Genomic DNA, 23,857 nt, shown 5'->3' with positions numbered 1-23,857 from the left:
ACGCGGGTTTCTTCTTGGTTGGCATACATGCACCTCTTACTCATGTTATGCCCGAACACAAAATTTCTGACACCCCCAAACCATAAGCCGCCGTTACCGCAGCAACGGATATGTACTCAGTCAACAAAACGTTTTTCAGAGCGGCGCCACGCCCTCGACAATAATCACCTCAGCCAAAGCCACCCCCTCACGATACCCCCTAGCCTCCTGATACAACGCCGAGTGATAACAAGCCACCGCCTGCTCATAGGAATCAAACTCGATCACCACACTGCGTTGCGGCGTCGACCGCCCTTCCATCGCCTCGCTACGCCCACCTCGCGCCAGAATCCGACCGCCATACAGCGCAAATGCCTGTGGCGCCCGCTGAGTGTATTGGCTGTATTGATCGGGGTCGGTGATATCCACGTGAGCAATCCAGTACGCCTTCATAGTGACCTCTCGGTTATTTTTGTATTATGGTATACCACATTACTCATCCAACAAACACTGAGACTCCAGCATGGCCTTCAACAGCATCGAAGAAATCATCGAAGATTACCGCCTCGGCAAAATGGTCCTGCTGGTCGACGATGAAGACCGGGAAAACGAAGGCGACTTGTTGCTGGCCGCCGATTGCTGCACGCCCGAGGCCATCAGCTTCATGGCCCGAGAAGCCCGTGGCCTGATCTGCCTGACCTTGACCGACGAGCACTGCAAGCGCCTGGGCCTGGAGCAGATGGTGCCCAGCAACGGCAGCGTGTTCAGCACCGCCTTCACCGTGTCCATCGAAGCGGCCGTCGGCGTGACCACCGGTATCTCCGCAGCGGATCGGGCGTGCACCGTGGCCGCTGCCGTCGCCGCCAACGCTGGCCCCGCCGACATCGTGCAGCCGGGCCATATCTTCCCGCTGCGTGCCCGGGAAGGTGGCGTGCTGACCCGCGCCGGCCACACCGAAGCCGGCTGCGACCTGGCACGCCTGGCCGGCCATACGCCCGCCTCGGTGATCGTCGAAGTGATGAACGACGACGGCACCATGGCCCGCCGCCCGGACCTGGAGGTTTTTGCGCACAAGCACGGGATCAAGATCGGCACCATCGCCGACCTGATCCACTATCGCCTGAGCACCGAACACACCATCGTGCGCATCGGTGAACGTGACCTGCCGACCGTGCACGGCACCTTTCGTCTGATCACCTTTGAGGATCGCATCGAAGGCGGTGTCCACATGGCCATGGTCATGGGCGATTTGCGTCGCGAGCAACCGACGCTGGTGCGCGTGCATGTGATCGATCCGTTGCGCGACCTGGTCGGTGCCGAGTACAGCGGCCCGAGCAACTGGACGTTGTGGGCCGCTTTGCAGCGTGTCGCCGCCGAAGGCCACGGCGTGGTGGTGGTGCTGGCCAATCACGAATCCTCCCAGGCGTTGCTCGAACGCGTGCCGCAATTGACCCAGCCGCCCCGGCAGTTCAGCCGCTCGCAGTCACGGATCTATTCGGAAGTGGGTACCGGTGCGCAGATCCTGCAGAACCTGGGTGTCGGCAAGCTGCGCCACCTCGGCCCGCCGCTCAAGTATGCGGGCTTGACCGGGTACGACCTGGAAGTGGTGGAGAGTATCTCGTTCACCGAGTGATCCTCGGCCCAGGCCTTTTGTAGCAGCTGGCGAAGCCTGCGTTCGGCTGCGTAGCAGTCGCAAACCTGAGGTCCTGAAATACCAGGTCGCCTGATTTAGCGGCTGCTACGCAGCCGAACGCAGGCTTCGCCAGCTGCTACAGGACGTGAATCTGACCAAAAAAATCAGAATTTGGCTGATAGCCGGTACGGCAAAGTGCTTGCACAAAGTTTGGAATACCATAATATGATATTCCATAGACCGGACAGTCAGCACTGACTCGACGGACCTACTGCTCCCGATAGGCGGGCACTCCAAAGCCCCGCTCATAAACACAACAATGAGGGCGTGAAAATGGTGTTGAACAAACGTGCGACCGCGGTTCTTTTTGCAGGACTGCTGAGCGTGACCAGCCAGGCATTGCTGGCGGCTGAAAGCGTCAACTTCGTGAGTTGGGGCGGCAGCACCCAGGATGCGCAGAAGCAGGCCTGGGCCGACCCGTTCAGCAAGGCCAGCGGCATCACCGTTGTGCAGGATGGCCCGACCGACTACGGCAAGCTAAAGGCCATGGTCGAAAGCGGCAACGTGCAGTGGGACGTGGTCGACGTCGAAGCCGACTTCGCCCTGCGCGCCGCCGCCGAAGGCTTGCTTGAACCCCTCGATTTCAAAATCATTGAACGCGACAAGATCGACCCGCGCTTCGTCTCGGACCACGGTGTCGGCTCGTTCTTCTTCTCCTTCGTCCTGGGCTACAACGAAGGCAAGCTCGGCGCCGGCAAGCCTCAGGACTGGTCCGCGCTGTTCGACACCAAGACCTACCCCGGCAAACGCGCCCTCTACAAATGGCCAAGCCCTGGCGTACTGGAACTGGCGCTGCTGGCCGACGGTGTAGCGGCGGACAAGCTCTACCCGCTGGATCTGGATCGCGCGTTCAAAAAGCTCGACACCATCAAGAAAGACATCGTCTGGTGGGGCGGCGGCGCGCAGTCGCAGCAGCTGCTGGCCTCCGGTGAAGCGAGCATGGGCCAGTTCTGGAACGGCCGGATCCACGCCCTGCAGGAAGACGGCGCCCCGGTCGGCGTAAGCTGGAAGCAGAACCTGGTGATGGCCGACATCCTGGTCATTCCCAAGGGTTCGAAAAACAAGGACGCGGCGATGAAGTTCCTGGCCAACGCCAGCAGTGCCAAGGGCCAGGCGGACTTCTCCAACCTGACCGCCTACGCCCCGGTCAACGTCGACAGCGTGCAGCGCCTGGACTCGGTGCTGGCCCCTAACCTGCCGACCGCTTACGCAAAGGATCAGATCACTCTTGATTTCGCGTACTGGGCCAAGAACGGTCCGGCCATCGCGACACGGTGGAACGAATGGCTGGTCAAATGAAAATGACGGCAACCGCATCCCGTCCATCCACGTCAGTCGGGAGCGCCCCTGGCGCTGCCGGCAAGGCAGCTGCGATCACGCAATCGCCGAGCCTGGCCCAGCGCTGGCGTGGCGCGAGCAACCTGGTGCCCGCCCTGCTGTTTCTCGGTCTGTTCTTTCTGGCGCCGTTGATTGGCCTGTTGTTGCGCGGCGTGCTGGAACCAGTGCCGGGGCTGGGCAACTACGAACAACTGTTCGCCAACTCGGCCTATGCCCGGGTGTTGCTCAACACCTTTTCGGTGGCCGGCCTGGTGACCCTGTTCAGCCTGTTGCTGGGCTTCCCGCTGGCCTGGGCGATCACCCTGGTGCCCCGTGGCTGGGGGCGCTGGATCCTGAACATCGTGCTGCTGTCGATGTGGACCAGCCTGCTCGCCCGCACCTACTCCTGGCTGGTGTTGCTGCAAGCCTCCGGGGTGATCAACAAGGCATTGATGGCCATGGGCATCATCGATCAACCGCTGGAAATGGTGCACAACCTGACCGGTGTGGTGATCGGCATGAGCTACATCATGATCCCGTTCATCGTGCTGCCGTTGCAGGCGACCATGCAGGCCATCGACCCGATGATCCTGCAGGCCGGTTCGATCTGCGGCGCCAGCCCCTGGACCAACTTCTTGCGGGTGTTCCTGCCGCTGTGCCGGCCAGGACTGTTCTCCGGCGGCCTGATGGTGTTCGTGATGTCCCTCGGTTACTACGTGACCCCGGCGCTGCTGGGCGGTGCGCAGAACATGATGCTGCCCGAGTTCATCATTCAGCAGGTGCAGTCGTTCCTCAACTGGGGCCTGGCCAGCGCCGGTGCCGCGCTGCTGATCGTGATCACGCTGGTGTTGTTCTACTTCTACCTGAAGCTCCAGCCGGAATCCCCGGTTGGCGCCAGCAACGCGAGGTAAGCCGTCATGCTCCTGACCCCCAATGCCATGAGCCGCCGGATGCGCTTCGGCCTCTATGCCACCACCGGGCTGATCGGTCTGTTCCTGCTGCTGCCGATCGTGTTCATCGTGCTGCTGTCGTTCGGATCGTCGCAATGGCTGGTGTTCCCGCCGCCCGGCTGGACGTTGAAATGGTACGGCCAGTTCTTCTCCAATGCCGACTGGATGAACGCCGCCATGGCCAGCCTGAAGGTCGCGGTGCTGACCACGTTCTTCGCCGTTGCTTTGGGCCTGCCCACCGCGTTCGCCCTGGTACGCGGCCGCTTCCCCGGCCGGGAAATGCTCTACGGCCTGTTCACCCTGCCGATGATCGTGCCGCTGGTGATCATCGCCGTGGCGGTGTACGCGCTGTTCCTGAAACTGGGTTACACCGGGACCATGTTCGCGTTCGTGGTCAGCCATGTGATCGTGGCGTTGCCGTTCACCATCATCTCGATCATCAACTCCCTGAAACTGTTCGACCAGTCGATCGAGGATGCGGCGGTGATCTGCGGCGCCTCGCGCCTGCAAGCGGTGTTCAAGGTGACCTTCCCGGCGATCCGTCCGGGCATGGTGGCCGGCGCCCTCTTCGCCTTCCTCGTCTCGTGGGATGAAGTGGTGCTGAGCGTGATGATGGCCAGCCCGACCCTGCAAACCCTTCCCGTGAAAATGTGGACCACCCTGCGCCAGGACCTGACACCCGTGATCGCCGTCGCCTCGACGCTGCTGATCGGCCTCTCGGTATTGGTCATGGTGATCGCCGCCGCTCTGCGCCGGCGCAACGAAATCAGCGCTTGAGCGCCAGGAGTACGACATGAGTGCAGTGATCAAAGATTCCGCGCAGCAAAATGACAAACCCCTGGTCAGCCTGCGTAACCTGAACAGACACTATGGCGATTTTGCCGCCGTGGACAACATCTCGCTGGACATCAAGGACGGCGAGTTCCTCACCTTCCTAGGCTCCAGCGGCTCGGGCAAAAGCACCACGCTGTCGATGCTCGCCGGCTTCGAAACGCCGAGCAGCGGCGAGATCCTGGTCAACGGCCAGTCGCTGGTCAACGTGCCGCCGCACAAGCGCGACATCGGCATGGTGTTCCAGCGCTACTCGCTGTTCCCGCACCTGTCGGTACGCGACAACATTGCCTTCCCGTTGGCCATCCGCAAACTGGCCACCGCCGAACGCGAGCGCCGGGTCGATGCGATGCTCAAGCTGGTGCAGCTTGAGCAATTTGCCCATCGCCGCCCTTCGCAACTCTCTGGCGGTCAGCAACAGCGCGTCGCCATCGCTCGCGCGTTGGTTTACGAACCACGCATCCTGCTGATGGACGAACCGCTGGGCGCACTGGACAAAAAACTCCGTGAAGACTTGCAGGACGAACTGCGTCAGCTGCATCGGCGCCTGGGCATCACCATCGTCTACGTGACCCACGATCAGGAAGAAGCCATGCGCCTGTCCCAGCGCATCGCGATTTTCAGCCACGGCAAGATCGTCGGCCTGGGCAGCGGCTACGACCTGTACCAGAATCCGCCGAACGCCTTTGTCGCCTCGTTCCTCGGCAACTCGAACTTCCTCAAGCTCAAGGCCCAGGGCAATGCGGTGGCGACCTTCGAAGGGCAGCCGCTGTCGATCCGATTGACCGCCGGCCTGCAAACCGATCAGGACGTGCTGTTGATGGTGCGTCCGGAAAAAGCCCTGGCCCTGAGCACTGAACAAGCCCTTGGCGACCCCCTGGTCGCCGGCTGGAACGAAGTCTCGGCCAAGGTCGTGGAAGTGTTGTTTCTCGGCGAGAGCCAGACCTGCAGCGTGGTCACCGCTGGCGGCACCTCGATGACGGTCAAGGCACTGTCCGCCGCCGGCATGCCGCTCAAGGCCGGTGACCCGGTGCGGGTGCGCTGGGCCACCGCCGATGCCTGCGTCTACACCGAATGGGCCGAAAGCGACCTGAACAAGGCTGCCGGCGCTCACTGATCCATTGGCCTGCGCGCGCGGGCCACTATAATGAGTCACCCTCGGGCCACCACAACGTCGGGTTGTGGTGGCCTTTTTTCTGTCGCCTGTAAGATAAATTGGACAACGGATTCCTAAAATCCCGGTTTAATGCTAAATAGTGCTCAGTATTTTTAACACCCGACCCTGTCGTGCCACACAGTGCAACGAGAATAACGATATGAAAGTCCATTTCGAGAAAAGTGAAGTGTTTGGGACCCTCCACCTGCAAGCGGCGGTGGCAGCATGATCGAAGTTACCGAAGTTTCCATTGCCGAGCTGCGCGCCGCGCTCGAATCCGGCCAGACCACCTCGGTTGAACTGGTCCAGGCTTATCTCGCGCGGATCGACGCCTATGACGGCCCCGAAACGCCGACCGCGCTGAACGCGGTCGTGGTGCGCAACCCCGAAGCGCTCGCCGAAGCCCAGGCGTCCGATGCCCGTCGCGCCAAGGGCCAGACGCTGGGAGCGCTGGACGGCATTCCTTACACCGCCAAGGACAGCTATCTGGTCAAGGGCCTCACCGCCGCTTCCGGCAGCCCGGCCTTCAAGGACCTGGTCGCCTATCGCGATGCATTCACCATCGAACGCCTGCGCGCCGCCGGGGCGATCTGCCTGGGCAAGACCAACATGCCGCCGATGGCCAACGGCGGGATGCAACGTGGCGTCTACGGCCGCGCCGAAAGCCCGTACAACGCCGACTACCTCACCGCCCCTTTCGCCTCCGGTTCGTCGAACGGCGCGGGTACTGCCACGGCCGCGAGTTTCGCGGCCTTCGGCCTGGCGGAAGAAACCTGGTCGAGCGGTCGTGGCCCGGCCTCGAACAATGGCTTGTGCGCCTACACCCCTTCGCGTGGGGTGATCTCGGTGCGCGGCAACTGGCCGTTGACCCCGACCATGGACGTGGTCGTGCCGTTCGCCCGGACCATGGCCGACCTGCTCGAAGTGCTCGACGTGGTGGTGGCCGATGACCCGGACACCCGTGGCGATCTGTGGCGCCTGCAACCCTGGGTGCCGATCCCGAAATCTTCTTCGGTACGCCCTGAGTCCTACGCGGCGCTGGCCGCCAATAGCGAAGCGCTCAAAGGCAAGAAGTTCGGTATTCCACGTATGTACATCAATGCCGACCCTGAAGCCGGCACGTCCGAAGCGCCGGGCATCGGTGGCCCGACCGGCCAACGCATCAACACCCGTCCTTCGGTGATCGGGCTCTGGGAACAGGCGCGCAAGGCCCTCGAAGCCGCTGGCGCCGAAGTGCTCGAAGTGGACTTCCCGCTGGTTTCCAATTGCGAAGGCGATCGTCCTGGCGCACCGACCGTGTTCAATCGCGGCCTCGTCTCCAAGGAATTTCTGCACCATGAACTGTGGGACCTGACCGCCTGGGCCTTCGATGACTTCCTGCAAGCCAACGGCGATCCGAAACTGAATCGTCTGGTCGATGTCGACGGCCCGCAGATTTTCCCTCACGACCCGGGCACCCTGCCCAACCGCGAGGGCGATCTGGTCGCCGGCATGGACGAATACGTGCGCATGGCCGAGCGCGGCATCACGCCGTGGGACCAGATCAGCACAGTACCCGATGGCCTGCGCGGGCTGGAGAAAACCCGCAAGATCGATCTGGAAGACTGGATGGATCGCCTGGGACTCGACGCGGTGCTGTTCCCGACGGTCGCCGATGTAGCGCCTGCGAATGCCGATGTCGATCCGCATTCGGCGGATATCGCCTGGAGCAACGGTATTTGGGTCGCCAACGGCAACCTCGCCATCCGTCACCTCGGTGTGCCGACGGTCACCGTGCCGATGGGCGTGATGCCGGACATCGGCATGCCGGTCGGCCTGACGTTTGCCGGGCGCGCTTATGACGACTCGTCGCTGCTGCACCTGGCGTCGGCGTTCGAGTCGACCGGCAGCAAACGCATGATCCCGCCGCGCACCCCGCCATTGGCGACGGAGAAGTAGTAATGTAGGAGCTGGCTTGCCAGCGATGGTCGTCAACGATAACGCGTGTGATCTGGATAAACGCGGCGTACTTGAGTCCATCGCCAGCAGGCTGGCTCCTACAGTTTCAGCGTGGGCGCGGTCCCTGGTGGGAGCTGGCTTGCCAGCGATGGTCGTTAACGATTACGCGTGTTAACCGGATAAACGCGGCGCGCTTGAGTCCATCGCCAGCAGGCTGGCTCCTACAGGTTCCCGGGATTTTCAGGGATCGACCTGAGCCATCAGTTCCGGAATCGATTCCGGCCGATTGGCAAAACGCTGCGCCAGTACCGCACAGACCATCAGTTGAATCTGGTGGAACAGCATCAACGGCAGGATCAACACGCCAATGGTGCTACCGGCAAACAATACCTGCGCCATCGGCACACCGGTCGCCAGGCTTTTCTTCGAACCGCAGAAAAGAATGGTGATGCGATCTTCCTGATTGAAGCCGAACGCCTTGCCCAGTACGGTCGAGGCCGCCAACACCAGCGCCAGGACCACGCAGCAAGCCACCACCAGCCCAACCAGATCCAGCAGCGGAATCTGGTGCCAGAGGCCCTCGATCACTGCCTCGCTGAACGCGCCGTAGACCACCAGCAGAATCGAGCCCTGATCGACGAATTTCAACCAGCTCTTGTTGCGCGCCACCCAGTTACCGATCCAGCGCCGCGCGATTTGCCCGGCAATGAACGGCAGCAGCAGTTGCACGCTGATCTTGAGGATGGCGTCGAGGGTCGAGGCGCCTTCGCCGTGGACATTGAGCAGCAGGGTCACCAGCAACGGCGTGAGGAAAATCCCGAACAGGCTGGATGCCGCCGCGCTGCAAATCGCCGCCGGGATGTTGCCCCGCGCCAGCGAAGTAAAGGCAATCGCCGACTGCACCGTGGCAGGCAACGCGCAGAGGTAGAGCATGCCCATGTACAGGTCATTGCCGATCAGCGGCGACAGCAGCGGCTTGAGCGCCAGGCCGAGCAGCGGGAACAGCACGAAGGTCAGGCTGAACACCAGCAAATGCAGGCGCCAGTGCCCGGCGCCGGCAATGATCGATTCGCGGGACAGCTTGGCGCCATGCAGGAAAAACAGCAGTGCGATGGCGATGTTGGTCAGCCAGCCAAAACCGACCGCGACCTGGCCGCTGGCGGGCAGCAGGCTGGCGAGCGCCACTACGCCGATCAGGGTCAGGGTGAAGTTGTCGGGTAACAAACGGGGGCGAGTCATGGGGTTGATCATCCGGGGGTTGCCAGTACGTGAAAGCGACTCTAACGTGACCGGGAATTACCGACTAACGCCGATGAGCCAGCTGATGCCGCCTAAAGGACATGACAAGAGTGTTCGACGCAGTATTCCCGGGCTGTCCAGCCTGCCACGACCGCTCTATGGCCGTACCGAATCGCTGCCCAATCGCGCCCTGACCCGGCGTCACAGCCATCCGTGGGTGCAGCTTTCCTACGCGATTGCGGGCGTGCTCGAAATTCAGACCGGCGTCGGTCGTTTCGTCGCCCCGCCGGAGCGGGCGGTGTGGATTCCGGCGGGCATGCCGCACCGGGTGTTCAGTTCGCCGCGCACGGAAATGCGCAGCCTGTACATCGATTGCAGTGTCTCGACGTGGGCGCCGCCAGGCTGTCATGTGTTGGGGGTCAGCGATTTGTTGCGCGAATTGATCCGTGCCTTCAGTCAGATACCGGTGGAATACGATCAGAACGGTCCGCACGGCCGGTTGGCCCAGGTGATTCTGGATCAGTTGGCGCAGGCGCCGCAGATCGATTTGATGCTACCCCTGCCCCAGGACAGCCGATTGCGGCAAATCGCCCAAAGCCTGGAGTCACACCCGGAGCAACAGACCACGCTCAGCCACTGGAGCGACCAATTCGGCGTCACCGAGAAAACCCTCAGTCGCCTGTTTCTGCGCGACACCGGCCTGACTTTTCGCGCCTGGCGCCAGCGCTTGCGTTTACTTGGTGCCCTGACGCCACTGGAACAGGGTGAGCGAGTAACCGACGTCGCGTTGGCTTGTGGCTACGACTCGACCTCGGCGTTTATCGCGGCCTTCCGCCAGCAGTTCGGCGAGACACCGGGGGAGTTTTTTCGCTGAGCCCTGCACCGTACATCTCTGTTGCCTGTCAGTCCGCCATCGCGAGCAAGCTCGCTCCCACAGGGGGGGTTATGTCGTACGCAGAATTTGTGCACAACAACATTCAACTGTGGGAGCGGGCTTGCTCGCGAAAGCGGTGGATCAGTCGACACCTGCATTGACTGACACTACGCCTTCGCGAGCAAGCCCGCTCCCACAGGGCCATGGGTGTACACAAAATCTGTACCCCCACAGATATTTCACACAATTCCCGGTGTTACTGATCGGACTTGATGCTGGTCCACACCCGGGTGCGCACCCGCTCGAGCTTTTGCGGCAATGGCTGCACGACGTACAGCGTCTTCAATGCCTCGCTGGTCGGTGTCAGGTTCGGGTTGCCGGTGATGTCCTTGTCGATCAGCGCCAGCGAGTCCTTGTTGGCATTCGGGTAACCGAGGAAGTCGCTGATCGGCGCGATGACTTTCGGGTCCAGCAGGTCGTTGAGGAATTCGTGGGCCTCGGCGACGTTCTTCGCGCTTTTCGGAATGGCGAAGGTGTCGAACCAGATCGGCGCGCCCTCTTTCGGCAAGCGCCAGTCGACGACCACGCCGTTGCCCGCTTCTTTGGCGCGATTGCCGAATTGATAGAAGCTGCCGGAGTAACCGATGGCCACGCAGATATCGCCGTTGGCGATGTCGGTCATGTATTTGGCGGAGTTGAAGTAGGTGACGTAAGGGCGAACCTTGAGCATCAGCGCCTTGGCTTTTTCGTAGTCATCGGGATTCTGGCTGTTCGGGTCCAGCCCCAGGTAATGCAGGGCCAGCGGCAGGATCTCCGACGGCGAGTCGAGCATGGCGACGCCACAAGCCTTGAGCTTCTCCATGTTCTCGGGCTTGAACACCAGGTCCCAGCTGTCCACCGGCGCATTCTCGCCCAGCGCCGCCTTGACCTTGGCCGGGTTGAAGCCGATCAGCACGGTGCCGTACATGTAGGGCACGCCGTACTGGTTGCCCGGGTCGTTCTTGTCCAGCAGCTTGAGCAACGCAGGGTCCTGGTGCGACCAGTTAGGCAGTCTGGACTTGTCGAGCTTCTGGAACACGCCCGCCTTGATCTGGGTTTCGATGAACTGGTTCGACGGCACCACCAAGTCGTAGCCCGAGTTGCCGGTCAGCAGCTTGGCTTCCAGGGACTCGTTGGTGTCGAAGGTGTCCCAGGTCACATTGATCCCGGTGTCTTTGGCGAAATCCTTGGGCACGGACGGCAGTATGTAGTCCGCCCAGTTGTACACCCGCAATTCGCGCTGTTCGGCGTGCACCGCGCTGGTCAGCAGCGACAGTGCGCAAACGGTGGCGCCCAGTATTCGTTTCATTGAGTCCATGGATCGATTCCCCAAGTGTGGCGTGAGTTCGATGGTTTTTATGTTCTGTACACGGCAGCGGCCTTGAAAATAGCCAAGGGCAAGGAATTGAAGCGTCTGGTTGTGGTTTCAACTTGGGTTGCCGACTCAGCCACCCGCGTCTGATTCTTGCTGACGGCGTCGCCGGTTCACAGCGTGAGGCAGGCCAAAAGGAGATCGCAATGGCCAAAATAGGTGTCCGATTTGATCAGCGGCGCGAGGCCTTTCACCGAGGGTTAGTCCAAACAGCCGATGCCCGGGCAGCCTCCTTGCTGCTTATTGCGCATCACACCAATAACAAGATCGCGAGGTTTCGATGCGTGCTCCACTCCTGCTTGCCCTGCCCCTGCTCGGCCTGCTCAGTGCCTGTTCCGAACCTTATGAACCACAACCGCTGGCCAGCACGGGCAATGCCACTGCATTGATCGGCAGCGCCACTGTCCCCCGACCGCTGAGCGGCGCCGTGCCCGCCAACCCGTTCATGGCCAGCAACGGCAGCAGCTACATGCATGCCGATGGCTACAGCTCCGACACGCACCCCGGCCCCGGTCCGTTGGGCGGTGACATGCAAATGAGCAGCCGTGACGGCAGTCGCAAGCCTGGCGGCATGTGCCCGATTCATACCTTCGATCAACAGGGCCGCCTGGTGGTGCTGTGCGCCAACCTGATGCAGTTCGAACTGCAACTGCTCGAACCGCGCACCCTCGAACTGCTGGCCCGCTACCCGCTGCCGCCGCGTCCTTCGACTTTCCACGCGCTGATTACCCTGGACCCGGACAAGATCATGGCGGACACCTCCGGCGCCTATTTCTATGTCGACGAGCAGAATCGCGTGGTCATCGCCGATGCCGAGCAGCACATCCAGCGCGTCGTGCATCGTCAGGATCAATCCGGTGCGTGGTCGTTCAAGGAGGTCGACAACTGGGACCTGAGCGACAAGGTTCCCCACGATTGTGTGCGCCCTGCTTCCTGGTTTCCCAAGGGCGAATGCGACCCTGTCACCGGAGTTATGCCTGATCACCAGGGCTTGATCTGGTGGATCACCCGACGCGGCCGCATCGGCACCCTGAACCCCGACACCGGCAAGGTCCAGGGCATTGAACTGGCCAACGAAGAGATCCAGAACGGCATGTCGGTGGCGGCCGACGGCGTTTATCTGGTGTCCGATCACGCCATGTACCGCTTCGCCGCCGATGCCGATGGCAAGCCCGTGCAAGGCTGGCGCGAGGTGTACGACCGTGGCACCGCACGCAGGGTCGGGGCGATCAATCAGGGCAGCGGCACTACACCGACCCTGCTGGGCGAGCGCTACGTCACCATCACCGACAACAGCGACGGGCGCATCAACCTGCTGGTCTACCGTCGCGAACAGGATTACGCCGGCAATCGTCTGATCTGCAAGCTACCGGTGTTCGACAACAATGCCTCGGCCACCGACAACTCGGCCATCGGCTGGGGACGCTCGATCATCCTCGAGAACAACGCCGGCTACACCAGCGCCTTCGCGCAGAAGGACTGGCAGGCCGTGCACGGCGGCATCAGCCGCATCGACATCCGCACCGATGAGTCGGGCTGCGACCGGATCTGGGAATCGAAGGAACGTTCGCCTTCGGTGGTCCCCAAACTCTCGGTGAGCAACGGCCTGTTGTACTTCTACACCTTCGAGCCGCAGCCCGACGGCGAGAACGCCTGGTACCTGATGGCGCTGGATTTCGACAGCGGCCAGACCCGATTCAAGGCGCTGAGCGGGGTCGGCCAGGCCTTCGACAACAACTGGTCGCCGATCACGCTGGCGCCGGATGGCACGGCCTATGTCGGGACGTTCGGTGGCTTGGTCGCGCTTTGGGACAAGGGCGTGAATGCAACAACCGGGCAACCCTGACAAATCGATTTTTGTGGGAGTGGCGGTGCGGCGATCCGACTTGCTCGCGAAAGCGGTGTATCAGACGCATGGATGTCGACCGGAACACCGCCTTCGCGAGCAAGCCCGCTCCCACAGGGGGGGCGTGATTACAACAACGACAAGGTGTAATTGATGATGAACCGGTTCTGATCCACGTTGCGCCCGGCATCGGTATTGGACTTGGCGTTACGCAGTGTGAACCCCACCCCCTTGAACGTGCCCGACTGCAACACGTAGTCCAGGGTCATGTCGCGCTCCCACTCAGACTGGTCACTGGCGTTTTGCGCCTTGATGTCCGTGCCCTTCAGATACACGATCGAGGCTTTCAGGCCCGGCACGCCCAGGGGCGCGAAGTCGTAGGTGTACTGCCCGAAATTCGTCTGTTCGCCGGCCCGGGCAAAGTTCTGGATCATCTTGTCGGTGGGCAGGTAGACGCTGCCGCCGCCCGCCCCCTTGTCCACCAGGCTGCCCTGGTTGGGCTGGACGAAGTTGCTGCCGTCGCCCACCCGTTGATGCCCCACCGACACCGCGTGCCCACCACGGGTGTAGGTGACCATCGCAGACCAGGTGCTGTTGTCGATTTCACCGTCGTTGTCGTCGGTGTAGCCCGATACCCGATAGCCTTGCGCGCGGCCGGTGACGGAGCTGTTGGCGCCGCTGGACATGGTGCGGAAGTAGCGCAGGTCGGTGGTCAGTGAGCTTGCGCTGTCGATGGACAGGATGTGCGTCAGGCCCAGGAAGTTCTGGTTGTAGAAATCTTCCAGCTGCGCGAAGTAATACTGAGTCTTCAGGTTCCTGGTGAGGTTGTAGTCACCGCCGGCGTAGTAGAACTTGTTGCTGTCCTGTGTGCTGCCGGCGACCGACAAGCCTGTGCGGTCCGTCGAGGCGCGCCCTACCGCGTGCTCCAGCACACCGCCGGTCAACGTCAGGCCATCGATGTCGTTCGAGGTGACCTGCGCGCCGGTAAACGATTGCGGCAACACACGGGCATCGTTCGCCAGAAGGATCGGCAATTTCGGCAGCAAGGTGCCGTAGCGAAACTCAGTCCTGGCCAGGCGCATCTTCGCCGTAGGACCGAAGCTGCTCCAGGCGGGGGCCGCGCCGTCGCCATCGGAAGGAATCATGCCACTACCGACGTGGCGCCCCGCTCCGCTGTCCAGCGTGATGCCGAGCAACGCCTGGGCATCGAGCCCGAACCCCACCGCGCCCTGGGTAAACCCGGATTCATAGCGCAACACGAAACCCTGGGCCGCCTCTTCGGTTTTCGAAGGGGCCGCGCTGCCATCACGATTGTCGCTGTTGAAATACAGGGTGCGCATCGAGAGACTGGCCTTGCTGTCTTCGAGAAAACCATGGGCTGCGGTGTCAGCCGCCTGTGCGCACACCGAACTGGTGGCCAGCAGGACTGCGGTGGGAATCGCGCGTTTGAACATAAGGTGCTCCTGGGTGTTTCTTATCGTTATTTGAAGGTTTCACCGCCAGACAGGACCCGATTGCCGCCCACGCAACAGCGCTCAACACGGGCGCCAAAACAGGCGCGCTCGATGAGTGGCATGAGCATCGGACGTTCGAGGTGAGGGTTGACTGACTGGCTTGTGAAACTCTTAAAACATTTCGAGAGGCTATTATCAAACGCGGTGAAAGTAGTTTTCGTGCAGGGATAAGGCTTGTCGCGCAGGGGTATGGACGATCACTGTTTTTGTATATAGGTGCGGCGGATTTTCATCATACTGACATCATCAGCGGTGTTCGGTGGTTGCTGGCATGTCCCAATCAGAGCAATGACCCATGAACGATCAAATCGAACTGTACGGCGCGAACACCGGCAACACGCTACGGGCCGCCATTGCGCTTGAAGAGGCCGGTATTGCCTACACGGCACGCTGGTTGGACCTTCATGCCCGCGAGCAACTGGAACCTGCCTTCCTGGCGCTGAACCCGGCCGGGAAAGTGCCGACCCTGATCGATCACGGGCCGACTCCTGTGCTGGTCATCAACCAGTCCAACGCCATCATCCAGTACGCCGATGCCAAGGCGCCTGGACGACTGGCACCGGCGCAACCGGGACCTGAGCGTATCCGGGTGATTGACCGCTATTTCTTTTTCGTGACCGATGTCATCGCCCCCAGCCATGCCGCGTTTTTTCTGCACCAGGCGGGGCAGGACAAGGCAGCGGCAACCATCGATCTGCGCGTGATTGAACAGCTCACCTTCTCGGAAAGCTTTCTGACGGACGACTTCATGGCCGGACAGCAGTTCTCCATGGCCGACATTTCGGCATTCACCATTGCCACAGCGTTCCGTGATCGACTGGACTGGAAACAGCTACCAGAGCTATCGCACTGGTACGACAGCGTTGAAGCCAGGCCGTCGGTGCAGCGTGCCCGGGCGGCTTTCCAGCACCGCTGAACAATCACCACAAACCAGAATGCCCGACAAAGCGCCGGGCATTTTCAGACGAACACTAAAGGTTTTTGCCTCAGTCGCTGCAGCCGAGCGCTGCCGAACGGCTTTCCTGCAACTGGCTTCGCGTCGCGAGGCAGTAATACAACGGGCACGTCACCACCAGCCCCACCAGCCACGACAAGTCCGCGCCCTCCACCAGATTGGCGTACGGCCCGACGTACAACGACGTGTTGGCAAACGGCAATTGCACGATGATGCCGATGAAGTAGGCAATGATCGCGTGCAGGTTGAAGCGACCGTAGATACCGCCGTCAGCGCGGAAGATCGAGGCGATGTCATAGCGACGCCCCTTGATCAGGTAGAAGTCGATCAGGTTGATCGAGGCCCATGGCACCAGCACCAGCAACAGCGCCAGGATCAGGCCGATGAACTGCGAAATGAAATTCGCCGAAGCACCCAGCGCCACCACGCAGCAACCCGCCAGCACGATGCTCGACAACACCACGCGCACCTTGATGCTGGGTGTCCACTGGCTGGCGAAGGTCTGGATAGAAGTGATGATCGACAGCACCGCGCCATACAGATTCAAGGCGTTGTGGCTGATGATGTTGAGCAGGAACAACACCATCAGGATCGGCCCCAGCCAACCGGTGGACTGCTTGACCGCCGCCATCGCCTCGGTGCCTTCCGGGGTTGCCAGTACCGCCACGGCGCCGAAGGTGAACGACAGGATCGTGCCCAGCGTCGCCCCCAGGTAGGTGGCGAAAAATGGCCGGGTGATGCCGATATCCGCCGGCAGGTAACGCGAGTAGTCCGACACGTAAGGCGAGAAGCTGATCTGCCAGATGATGCCCAACGACACCGTGGCCAGCCAGCCGGACAGGTTGAATCCGCCGCGGGTGAAGAAGTCCGCCGGCAGGTCATGGGCGAAGATGTAGAGGAACCCGGCAAGCAACGCGCTACCCATCACCCAGGTGCCGATGCGGTTCAGGGTATGGATGAAGCGATAACCGATCACCCCGATGGCCGTGGCACTGAGGGCGCCGATGAGGATGCTGGCCGGCACCGGAACCGACGGCGCAATGCCGACAATCGATTTGCCTGCCAGCACGATGTTGGAAATGAAGAAACCGATGTAGATCAACGCCGCGAAGAACACGATCAGCAGCGCGCCATAGCGGCCGAACTGACCACGGCTCTGCACCATCTGCGGAATGCCCATGCACGGCCCCTGGGCCGACGCCAGCGCAATCACCACACCGCCGACCATGTGCCCGAGGGCAATCGCCAGCAGGCCCCAGAACAGATTGAGGTGGAACACCTGGACCACCATGGCGCCGGTGACGATGGGCAGTGGCGCGATGTTGGTGCTGAACCAAAGGGTGAAGAGATCGCGGGCCTTCCCGTGGCGCTCTGCGAGTGGAACGTAGTCGACCGTATGGTTCTCGATCAACGGATCTTGCCGGGACATCTGGGACATGTGCATGAACTCGAGTTTGTCTGTTCTTATCTTTGTATGAAGCCAAACCGGGGGACTCTCTGGCCGCCCCTCAGATGCGAACCATATTATGGTATTCCAAACTTTAAACAAGACTGATCCGGTCTTTGAACAAGCATCTGAGCCGGCATCCTGCCCGAATCGCGCCATCGCTGGCTAGCTTAAAGCCCCGTAATCATTGGGCTTGCGACGAAGGCCTTACGTTTATCGGTTCACCTAAAAAGACCTTGCAAACGATGTATTACGGTATACCATCAGACCTACAAACACATAAAAACGCGTCACACCACCCGAGGACCGTCCAATGATCGATGCCGCCATCTACAAACAAGTCATGGGTTCGTTCCCGTCCGGAGTGACCGTGATCACCACCCTGGATGACGACGGGCAAATCGTCGGCCTGACCGCCAGCGCCTTCAGCTCGCTGTCGATGGACCCGGCCCTGGTGCTGTTCTGCCCCAACTACAGCTCCGACTCCTACCCGGTGTTGATCAAGAACAAACGTTTTGCCATCCACGTGTTGTCCGGCGGCCAGCAGAACGAAGCCTATGCCTTCGCGCGCAAAGGCAAGGACAAGGCCCAGGGGATCGAGTGGACGCTCAGCGAGTTGGGCAACCCGATTCTGGCCAACGCCACGGCGGTCATCGAATGCGAGTTGTGGCGCGAATATGAAGGCGGCGACCACGCCATCATGGTCGGCGCGGTGAAAAACCTGATCGTGCCCCGGCAGAGCAGCGGGCCGCTGGTGTATTGCCACGGCAAGATGGGTGCCCTGCCCGTGCTGGCCTGAACCCTCTGATATCACCGCATCCCCCTGTGGGAGCGGGCTTGCCCGCGAAGAGGCCGGCACACTCAACATCGATGTCGCCTGGCACTCCGCCTTCGCGGGCAAGCCCACTCCCACAGAACCCGGGGTTGCCGGCAGAGAAATGTTTTGCAGACATTTCGTATTATGGTATACCAATAACTATCAGGCCCGCAGTCGACAGGCCAACAACAATAGATCCGAGGTAAGCGTCATGAAGTTTTCCCTGTTCGTACACATGGAACGTTGGGACGAAAGCGTCAGCCACCGCCAGTTGTTCGAAGACCTGACCGAACTGACGCTGATGGCCGAGGCCGGTGGTTTCAGCACCGTATGGATCGGCGAACACCACTCCATGGAGTACACCATTTCACCAAGCCCGATGCCGCTGCTGGCTTACCTGGCGGGCAAGACCACCACCATTCACCTGGGCGCCGGCACCATCATCGCGCCGTTCTGGCATCCGCTGCGGGTGGCCGGTGAATGCGCGTTGCTCGACGTGATCAGCAACGGGCGCATGGAGGTCGGCCTGGCACGTGGCGCCTACCAGATCGAGTTCGACCGCATGGCCGGCGGCATGCCGGCATCCTCCGGCGGCCAGGCGTTGCGGGAAATGGTTCCTGTGGTACGGGCCCTGTGGAACGGCGACTACGCCCATGACGGCGACATCTGGAAATTCCCGACCTCCACCAGCGTGCCCAAGCCGATCCAGAAACCGAACCCGCCGATGTGGATCGCCGCCCGCGACCCGGACTCTCACAACTTCGCCGTGGCCAACGGCTGCAACGTCATGGTCACGCCGTTGATGAAAGGCGACGAAGAAGTCCTCGACCTGAAGAACAAATTCCAGGCCGCCCTGGACAACAACCCGGACGTGTCGCGCCCGCAACTGATGGTGCTGCGTCACACCCACGTGCACACCGCCGACGATCCGCAGGGCTGGGAAGTCGGGGCCAAGGCAATCTCGAAGTTCTACCGCACCTTCGATGCCTGGTTCGGCAACAAGACCACCCCGGTCAACGGTTTCCTCGCGCCGAGCCCGGAAGAGAAATTCGCCGGTCGCCCCGAGTTCGAACTGGAAAGCCTGCACAAGACCGCCATGATCGGCACCCCGGAAGAAATCATTCCGCGCATCAAGTACTACCAGGAACTGGGGGTCGACGAATTCAGCTTCTGGTGCGATAACAGCCTGCCCCACGCGGAGAAGAAAAAATCCCTGGAGCTGTTTATCAAGCATGTGGTGCCAGCGTTTCGCTGATTCCTGTGCCAGGATGCGAGGCTGGGGACCAGCACACCTCAACTGTGGGAGCGGCGGTGCGGCGATCCGACTTGCTCGCGAAAGCGGTGCCCCTGACGACATTAATGTTGGATGTGCCGGCCTCTTCGCGGGCAAGTCGGATCGCCGCACCGCCGCTCCCACAGGGATTGATGTGCCTGGCGCACCGCGTTCGCGAGCAAGCTCGCTCCTACAGGGGGTCGATTCCAATGATCACTGGTCGTCTCCCATCATTCGCCCTTCCCTCCGGCGCCGCGCGGGCCTACCTGCGCGGTGAATGGACCGCTTCGCACCTGCATTTCAAGCGCCTGCGCGCCAGCGTTTCGGCCAAGCAGAACGGTTTCTGGCAAATAGTTCACTGAGCCCACCCGAACAGCCAATCACGCACCCCGCGTCTCGCCATTGCATGGCGCGTACGGTGCATCGTGTTTCGCCTTTGATCAGGTTTGCCCAATGAACAATAACAACGCGCTGTTGATCATCGACATGCAGCAAGAGGACGGCTTCGTCCTGGAAAACCTCGACACAGTGGTTACCAATACCGCCGCCCTGCTCGATACCGCCCGCCATCAGCGGATGCCTGTCATCTATACCCGCCACATCAATCAGGCCGACGGCAGTGACCTGCCCCACGGCGAACCTCTGACCGCCGACGGTGGCCCCGGCAGTTACCGCGCCGGCACCCGGCAAGTGGAAATCATCGAGTCGCTGACGCCGCAGCCCGGTGAATTGATCATCGACAAGGGCCGGTACAGTGCCTTTCACCGCACCGACCTCGACACCCGACTCAAGGCATTGGAGGTCGACACACTGATCATCTGTGGCGTGTTGACCGACGTCTGCGTGCTGACCAGCGTGTTCGATGCCTTCGCCCTGGGTTATCGCGTGCGCCTGGTCAGCGATGCCTGCACCACGACCACCGGGGCCGGGCATTACTCGGCCTTGCTGATCATGGCCAACTGGGTCTATGCGCTGGAAATCCTCACCACGACCGAATGCCGGCGTGCCCTGCAACAACGTGATTACATCAGCCTGATCCCCGAGCATCCGGACCTGTTTGCCCACCAGCCCCATGAGCTGCCCGGCACCATCGCCCGTCTGCAATCCCGTCTCGTCCGGACTCAGGAGTGATCGCCATGCAAGTCGAAAAAAGAAGCATCGATTTCATCCCCGAGACCGAACGCCACGGCAAACCGGGTTCGCTGTTCTATATCTGGTTCGGCGCCAACATGAACATCACCACCATCGCCTCCGGCGTGTTGCCGGTGGTGATGGGGCTCAACCTGTTCTGGAGTGCGCTGGCGATCATCATCGGCTCGTTGCTGGGGGCGATTTTCATGGCCTCCCACTCGGCCCAGGGACCGAAGCTGGGCATTCCGCAAATGATCCAGAGCCGGGCGCAATTCGGCGTGCTCGGGGCGGTGTTGCCGCTGCTGTTCGTGATGCTGATCTACCTGGGTTTCTTCGTCAGCAACACCTTGCTCGCGGCCCAGGCGCTGGAGTCCGTCAGCCCGCTGCCGATGTCCGGCAACATCTACCTGATCGGCGCGCTGTGCTTCGTCGTCGCCCTCTATGGCTATCGGTTGATTCATCGCTTGCAGAAGCTGCTGTCGATCCTGTCGCTGGTGGTGTTCGTGGCCGCCACGGTGCTCGCCTTGCAGTTGCCGATCCCGGCCGAACAATGGCTGCCAACCGGCTTCTCGTTATCGAAGTTCCTGGTGGCGGTGAGCATCGCCGTGACCTGGCAACTGTCCTACGCGCCTTATGTCGCCGACTACTCGCGCTACCTGCCGAGCAACACGCCGACCGCCCAGGTGTTCTGGTACAGCTACGCCGGCACGGTCAGCGGCGGCGCGTGGATGATGATTCTCGGGGCGATCCTGAGCGTCGGCATCGGCGACTTTTCCAGCAACGTCGGCGGGCATGTCGCCGGTTTGTTCGGCGCTGGCGCGGTGCTGCTGTTCGCCTTCATCGTCTACGGCCAGGTGTCGATCAACGTGTTCAACCTGTACGGCGCGTTCATGTCGACCATCACCGTGATCGAACCTTTCGCCCGACTCAAGGTGACCCCGCGGGTGCGCGGTGTGTTCATGCTGCTGATCAGCCTGCTGGCCACAGCCCTGTGCACCATCAGTCAGGACGACTTCATCAACTTCTTCCTGAACTTCATCTTCTTCATGAGCTACTTCCTGATCCCGTGGACGGCAATCAATCTGGTGGACTACTACTGCCTGCGCAAAGGCCAATACCAAATTGACGACATCTTCGACCTCAACGGGATCTACGGGCGCGTCAACCGGATTGCCTGCGGCAGTTTCCTGTTGGCGATTGCCCTGGAAATTCCGTTCATGAACACCACGCTGTATGTCGGCCCGGTGGCTACGGCGCTGGACGGGGTGGACCTGGCATGGATCGTCGGGTTGCTGGTGCCGGCGTTGAGTTATTACTGGCTGATGAAGCTCGGCAAGCGAGCGCCAATGATGGAGTCAGCGGCCGACTGAATTTCAGGCAAAAAAAATCCCGGGCAGCTGATGGACGCCCGGGATTTAAAAATGCATAAACCGTGGTGGTGAACGCGGCGCGAATATTACGGAATATTTCTTGCTGTAACAAGATATTTTTATTCACTATCCAGTTACTAATCTTTCTAACCCCTTCAATATCCACATATTTTCTAAGGGTGGCTAAAGAAACCAGCGATACTCCCGCGCGCTGATGTCATGCAGAAATGCCAGATGATCCTGACGCTTGTTTTCGCAATAGACGTCCACAAACTCCGCCCCCAAGCCTTCGCGCAGCGATGAATGATTTTGCATGGACTGCACCGCTTCGAGCATTTCCAGCGGAAAATCGATGCCACTGCCGCGATCTTCGTTGAGCGGTGCAATCGGCTCGCGCTCCATTTCCAGGCCTTGCTCCAACCCCACCAGAATCGCCGCCAACGCCAGATAGGGGTTAGCATCGGCGCCCGCCAGGCGATGTTCAATGCGCAGGTTCTTGATGTCCGACTCCGGAATACGCAAGCAGGCATCGCGATCCTCGAAGCCCCAACTGGCGCGGGACGCCACGTTCACGGTGCCGCTCAAGCGGCGCATGGCGTTGTGGTTCGGGGCAAAGATCGGCATGCAGTGCGGCAACACATCCAGGCAACCGGCCACGGCATGGCGCAGCGCCCGCTGGCCGTTCGCCGCCAGCAGGTTGTTGCCGGCCTGGTCATACAGGCTGACATGCACGTGCATGCCGCTGCCGGGGTGCTGCAGGTAGGGCTTGGCCATGAAGCTGGCGCGCAAGTTGTGCTTGAGCGCCACGCCCCGGGTGCTGCGGCAGAACAGGGCGGCCCAGTCGGCGGCGCGCAGGCCGTCATCGCAATGGCCGAAGTTGATTTCGAACTGGCCCGGGCCGAGTTCGGCGGTGATCACCGTGGCATCGACACCCTGGGCTCGCGCGGTCTCGACCATTTCATCGAGCACCGGGGCGAAACGCGACAAGCGTTCGATGTGCATGTTCGGCTGATCGTCGGCATCGCCGGTCAATTCATCACGGGGAAACTGCGGCAAGCCGTCCTTCAAGCGGCTGTCGAACAGGTAGAACTCCAGCTCGAACGCCACCACCGGGAAAATGCCTTTACAGTGCAGCCGCTTCAACACCTGGGCCAACACTTCGCGAGGTTCGAATTCGATGGGCTTTTCCGTGCCGTCGGAGGTGATCAGCATCTGGCCCAGGGGCTGCTTTTCCCAGCTCACCAACTTCAAGGTGCCGGGCACCAAACGGCGCAGCGCATCCGGGTCACCATCGTTGAAGCAGTAATCGCCGATCTTGAACAGCCCGCCCTGGGTGCCGAGCAGCACGCAGTTCTGCGGCAGCTTCAGTGCACTGCCGGCAGCGACTTTTTCCAGCATCTCGATCGGGTAGCGCTTGCCGTAGAAATGCCCCGGAATGTCCAGGGAGATCAGGTCGACGTAACGCACTTCGGGGTTGCAGTGGCGGAAGTTGCGAACCTCGGCCAGCAGTTCAGAGCACACAGCATCCATCGTTTTGTTCCTTGTTGTTGTCAGGTGTAAACCCAAAGCACGCGGGTCAGTTGGTCGGACAGGTTGCCGTAGCGGCAGTGCGCATGGCTGGCCAGTTGAAAGCTGTCACCGGGAAGCAAGGTCACCGGTTCGTTGTCGTCGAGCCACAGGGTCAACTGCCCTTCCAGGACGTAACCGCCCTGTTCGGAACTGTCTTTCATATGCCGGTCGCCGCTGCTGGCACCGGGCTCGAGCTGGCTTTCGAGCATCGAAAAGGACGCGCGCATTTTTGGCGAAACGAGGATGTCGGTGATGCCATCGGCGTAGTACAGCGTGCGGCGCTCGTCCGGGCGGGTGACCCAGGACAAGGCCATGGGTTTGGGCAAGCTGTAGAAATAGGTGGTCGGCACCCCCAGGGTTTCGCTGATGGCGGTCAGGTCCGCCACGGTCGGGCGCGACAGGCCGCGCTCGACCTGGGACAGAAAACCCACGGAGCGACCGATTTTGTCCGCCAGTTCCTTCAGGGTGTACTTCTTGTGCTTGCGCAGGTCCTGGATCAGGATCGCCAGCGCCGAGATTTCTTCTTGCATGTCCATCTAGAGGCTTC

Annotated in this window: 21 protein-coding genes; 14 read left to right on the top strand and 7 right to left on the bottom strand. The window is 61.2% G+C overall.

Translation table 11 applies throughout. The features are described 5' to 3' along the window. Positions 1-135: 135 nt before the first annotated feature. Complete coding sequence (locus AC07W4_RS19125) at positions 136-432, bottom strand: DUF1330 domain-containing protein (protein WP_495033557.1); 297 nt, start codon at positions 430-432, stop codon at positions 136-138. A gap of 70 nt (positions 433-502) precedes the next feature. Here AC07W4_RS19125 and ribBA point away from each other — a divergent pair, with 70 nt between their 5' ends. The 6 genes from ribBA (at position 503) to AC07W4_RS19095 (ending at position 7,864) form a co-directional block, all read left to right on the top strand. After that, positions 503-1,612 (top strand): bifunctional 3,4-dihydroxy-2-butanone-4-phosphate synthase/GTP cyclohydrolase II, encoded by a 1,110-nt coding sequence (ribBA, locus tag AC07W4_RS19120; protein WP_495033556.1) that lies wholly within the window; start codon positions 503-505, stop codon positions 1,610-1,612. A 333-nt stretch (positions 1,613-1,945) separates the two neighbouring features. After that, positions 1,946-2,971, top strand: a complete 1,026-nt coding sequence (locus AC07W4_RS19115) for an ABC transporter substrate-binding protein (protein WP_008053816.1) — start codon at positions 1,946-1,948, stop codon at positions 2,969-2,971. After that, positions 2,968-3,900: an ABC transporter permease gene (locus tag AC07W4_RS19110; RefSeq protein WP_495033555.1), complete on the top strand. Its 933-nt coding sequence runs from the start codon at positions 2,968-2,970 to the stop codon at positions 3,898-3,900. Before AC07W4_RS19115 ends, AC07W4_RS19110 begins: the two co-directional genes overlap by 4 nt. 6 nt (positions 3,901-3,906) lie before the next feature. Then, a complete protein-coding gene (locus tag AC07W4_RS19105; RefSeq protein WP_007976227.1) occupies positions 3,907-4,716 on the top strand; it encodes an ABC transporter permease in 810 nt (269 codons plus the stop codon). A gap of 16 nt (positions 4,717-4,732) precedes the next feature. Next, positions 4,733-5,887 (top strand): ABC transporter ATP-binding protein, encoded by a 1,155-nt coding sequence (locus tag AC07W4_RS19100; RefSeq protein WP_495033554.1) that lies wholly within the window; start codon positions 4,733-4,735, stop codon positions 5,885-5,887. A 264-nt stretch (positions 5,888-6,151) separates the two neighbouring features. Continuing rightward, entirely contained in the window at positions 6,152-7,864 is a 1,713-nt protein-coding gene (locus AC07W4_RS19095; protein ID WP_495033553.1) for an amidase, read from the top strand. A gap of 240 nt (positions 7,865-8,104) precedes the next feature. On the opposite strand, the gene AC07W4_RS19090 is transcribed toward AC07W4_RS19095, so the two are convergent. Next, on the bottom strand, positions 8,105-9,103 hold the full coding sequence (locus AC07W4_RS19090; protein ID WP_495033552.1) for a bile acid:sodium symporter family protein: 999 nt from the start codon (positions 9,101-9,103) through the stop codon (positions 8,105-8,107). Between the two features lie 85 nt (positions 9,104-9,188). Here AC07W4_RS19090 and AC07W4_RS19085 point away from each other — a divergent pair, with 85 nt between their 5' ends. Then, entirely contained in the window at positions 9,189-9,977 is a 789-nt protein-coding gene (locus AC07W4_RS19085) for an AraC family transcriptional regulator (protein WP_495033551.1), read from the top strand. 256 nt (positions 9,978-10,233) lie between these two features. On the opposite strand, the gene AC07W4_RS19080 is transcribed toward AC07W4_RS19085, so the two are convergent. After that, the gene (locus AC07W4_RS19080) at positions 10,234-11,334 is read right to left on the bottom strand and encodes a polyamine ABC transporter substrate-binding protein (RefSeq protein ID WP_495033550.1); all 1,101 of its coding nucleotides are present in this window, start codon (positions 11,332-11,334) and stop codon (positions 10,234-10,236) included. Between the two features lie 334 nt (positions 11,335-11,668). On the opposite strand from AC07W4_RS19080, the gene AC07W4_RS19075 reads away from it, so the two are divergent. Then, positions 11,669-13,234: a PQQ-binding-like beta-propeller repeat protein gene (locus AC07W4_RS19075; protein ID WP_495033549.1), complete on the top strand. Its 1,566-nt coding sequence runs from the start codon at positions 11,669-11,671 to the stop codon at positions 13,232-13,234. 128 nt (positions 13,235-13,362) lie between these two features. Here AC07W4_RS19075 and AC07W4_RS19070 read toward each other — a convergent pair whose 3' ends face one another. Beyond that, the gene (locus AC07W4_RS19070) at positions 13,363-14,688 is read right to left on the bottom strand and encodes an OprD family porin (RefSeq protein WP_495033548.1); all 1,326 of its coding nucleotides are present in this window, start codon (positions 14,686-14,688) and stop codon (positions 13,363-13,365) included. A gap of 355 nt (positions 14,689-15,043) precedes the next feature. On the opposite strand from AC07W4_RS19070, the gene AC07W4_RS19065 reads away from it, so the two are divergent. Next, the gene (locus AC07W4_RS19065) at positions 15,044-15,664 is read left to right on the top strand and encodes a glutathione S-transferase family protein (protein WP_495033547.1); all 621 of its coding nucleotides are present in this window, start codon (positions 15,044-15,046) and stop codon (positions 15,662-15,664) included. A gap of 70 nt (positions 15,665-15,734) precedes the next feature. Here AC07W4_RS19065 and AC07W4_RS19060 read toward each other — a convergent pair whose 3' ends face one another. Next, positions 15,735-17,141: a purine-cytosine permease family protein gene (locus AC07W4_RS19060; RefSeq protein WP_495033546.1), complete on the bottom strand. Its 1,407-nt coding sequence runs from the start codon at positions 17,139-17,141 to the stop codon at positions 15,735-15,737. Positions 17,142-17,463: 322 nt separating this feature from the next. Here AC07W4_RS19060 and AC07W4_RS19055 point away from each other — a divergent pair, with 322 nt between their 5' ends. From AC07W4_RS19055 to AC07W4_RS19035, 5 genes are all read left to right on the top strand, one after another. Continuing rightward, entirely contained in the window at positions 17,464-17,949 is a 486-nt protein-coding gene (locus AC07W4_RS19055) for a flavin reductase family protein (RefSeq protein WP_008000480.1), read from the top strand. 229 nt (positions 17,950-18,178) lie between these two features. Then, on the top strand, positions 18,179-19,222 hold the full coding sequence (locus AC07W4_RS19050; RefSeq protein WP_495033545.1) for an LLM class flavin-dependent oxidoreductase: 1,044 nt from the start codon (positions 18,179-18,181) through the stop codon (positions 19,220-19,222). A gap of 227 nt (positions 19,223-19,449) precedes the next feature. Further along, the gene (locus AC07W4_RS19045; RefSeq protein WP_495033544.1) at positions 19,450-19,602 is read left to right on the top strand and encodes a hypothetical protein; all 153 of its coding nucleotides are present in this window, start codon (positions 19,450-19,452) and stop codon (positions 19,600-19,602) included. A 91-nt stretch (positions 19,603-19,693) separates the two neighbouring features. Then, complete coding sequence (locus tag AC07W4_RS19040; RefSeq protein ID WP_495033543.1) at positions 19,694-20,371, top strand: cysteine hydrolase family protein; 678 nt, start codon at positions 19,694-19,696, stop codon at positions 20,369-20,371. 5 nt (positions 20,372-20,376) lie between these two features. Beyond that, a complete protein-coding gene (locus AC07W4_RS19035; protein ID WP_495033542.1) occupies positions 20,377-21,741 on the top strand; it encodes a purine-cytosine permease family protein in 1,365 nt (454 codons plus the stop codon). Between the two features lie 183 nt (positions 21,742-21,924). Here the strand turns inward: AC07W4_RS19035 and AC07W4_RS19030 are convergent, their stop codons facing one another. Continuing rightward, complete coding sequence (locus tag AC07W4_RS19030; RefSeq protein ID WP_495033541.1) at positions 21,925-23,271, bottom strand: glutamine synthetase family protein; 1,347 nt, start codon at positions 23,269-23,271, stop codon at positions 21,925-21,927. Positions 23,272-23,291: 20 nt separating this feature from the next. Then, positions 23,292-23,846 (bottom strand): helix-turn-helix domain-containing protein, encoded by a 555-nt coding sequence (locus AC07W4_RS19025; protein WP_495033540.1) that lies wholly within the window; start codon positions 23,844-23,846, stop codon positions 23,292-23,294. Positions 23,847-23,857: the final 11 nt, after the last annotated feature.

Source organism: Pseudomonas sp. GW821-FHT02A08 (genome assembly GCF_059422045.1).
The sequence above is the reverse complement of the archived record's forward strand: the minus strand, read 5'-3'. Positions and strand labels throughout refer to the sequence as shown.

Coding starts and splice junctions, on each gene's coding strand:
- AC07W4_RS19075 (WP_495033549.1), top strand. CDS start 11,669: ATGCGTGCTCCACTCCTGCTTGCCCTGCCCCTGCTCGGCCTGCTCAGT.
- AC07W4_RS19095 (WP_495033553.1), top strand. CDS start 6,152: ATGATCGAAGTTACCGAAGTTTCCATTGCCGAGCTGCGCGCCGCGCTC.
- AC07W4_RS19060 (WP_495033546.1), bottom strand. CDS start 17,141: ATGTCCCAGATGTCCCGGCAAGATCCGTTGATCGAGAACCATACGGTC.
- AC07W4_RS19090 (WP_495033552.1), bottom strand. CDS start 9,103: ATGACTCGCCCCCGTTTGTTACCCGACAACTTCACCCTGACCCTGATC.
- ribBA (WP_495033556.1), top strand. CDS start 503: ATGGCCTTCAACAGCATCGAAGAAATCATCGAAGATTACCGCCTCGGC.
- AC07W4_RS19055 (WP_008000480.1), top strand. CDS start 17,464: ATGATCGATGCCGCCATCTACAAACAAGTCATGGGTTCGTTCCCGTCC.
- AC07W4_RS19030 (WP_495033541.1), bottom strand. CDS start 23,271: ATGGATGCTGTGTGCTCTGAACTGCTGGCCGAGGTTCGCAACTTCCGC.
- AC07W4_RS19050 (WP_495033545.1), top strand. CDS start 18,179: ATGAAGTTTTCCCTGTTCGTACACATGGAACGTTGGGACGAAAGCGTC.
- AC07W4_RS19040 (WP_495033543.1), top strand. CDS start 19,694: ATGAACAATAACAACGCGCTGTTGATCATCGACATGCAGCAAGAGGAC.
- AC07W4_RS19035 (WP_495033542.1), top strand. CDS start 20,377: ATGCAAGTCGAAAAAAGAAGCATCGATTTCATCCCCGAGACCGAACGC.
- AC07W4_RS19125 (WP_495033557.1), bottom strand. CDS start 432: ATGAAGGCGTACTGGATTGCTCACGTGGATATCACCGACCCCGATCAA.
- AC07W4_RS19065 (WP_495033547.1), top strand. CDS start 15,044: ATGAACGATCAAATCGAACTGTACGGCGCGAACACCGGCAACACGCTA.
- AC07W4_RS19025 (WP_495033540.1), bottom strand. CDS start 23,846: ATGGACATGCAAGAAGAAATCTCGGCGCTGGCGATCCTGATCCAGGAC.
- AC07W4_RS19080 (WP_495033550.1), bottom strand. CDS start 11,334: ATGGACTCAATGAAACGAATACTGGGCGCCACCGTTTGCGCACTGTCG.
- AC07W4_RS19110 (WP_495033555.1), top strand. CDS start 2,968: ATGAAAATGACGGCAACCGCATCCCGTCCATCCACGTCAGTCGGGAGC.
- AC07W4_RS19100 (WP_495033554.1), top strand. CDS start 4,733: ATGAGTGCAGTGATCAAAGATTCCGCGCAGCAAAATGACAAACCCCTG.
- AC07W4_RS19045 (WP_495033544.1), top strand. CDS start 19,450: ATGATCACTGGTCGTCTCCCATCATTCGCCCTTCCCTCCGGCGCCGCG.
- AC07W4_RS19105 (WP_007976227.1), top strand. CDS start 3,907: ATGCTCCTGACCCCCAATGCCATGAGCCGCCGGATGCGCTTCGGCCTC.
- AC07W4_RS19085 (WP_495033551.1), top strand. CDS start 9,189: ATGCCGCCTAAAGGACATGACAAGAGTGTTCGACGCAGTATTCCCGGG.
- AC07W4_RS19115 (WP_008053816.1), top strand. CDS start 1,946: ATGGTGTTGAACAAACGTGCGACCGCGGTTCTTTTTGCAGGACTGCTG.
- AC07W4_RS19070 (WP_495033548.1), bottom strand. CDS start 14,688: ATGTTCAAACGCGCGATTCCCACCGCAGTCCTGCTGGCCACCAGTTCG.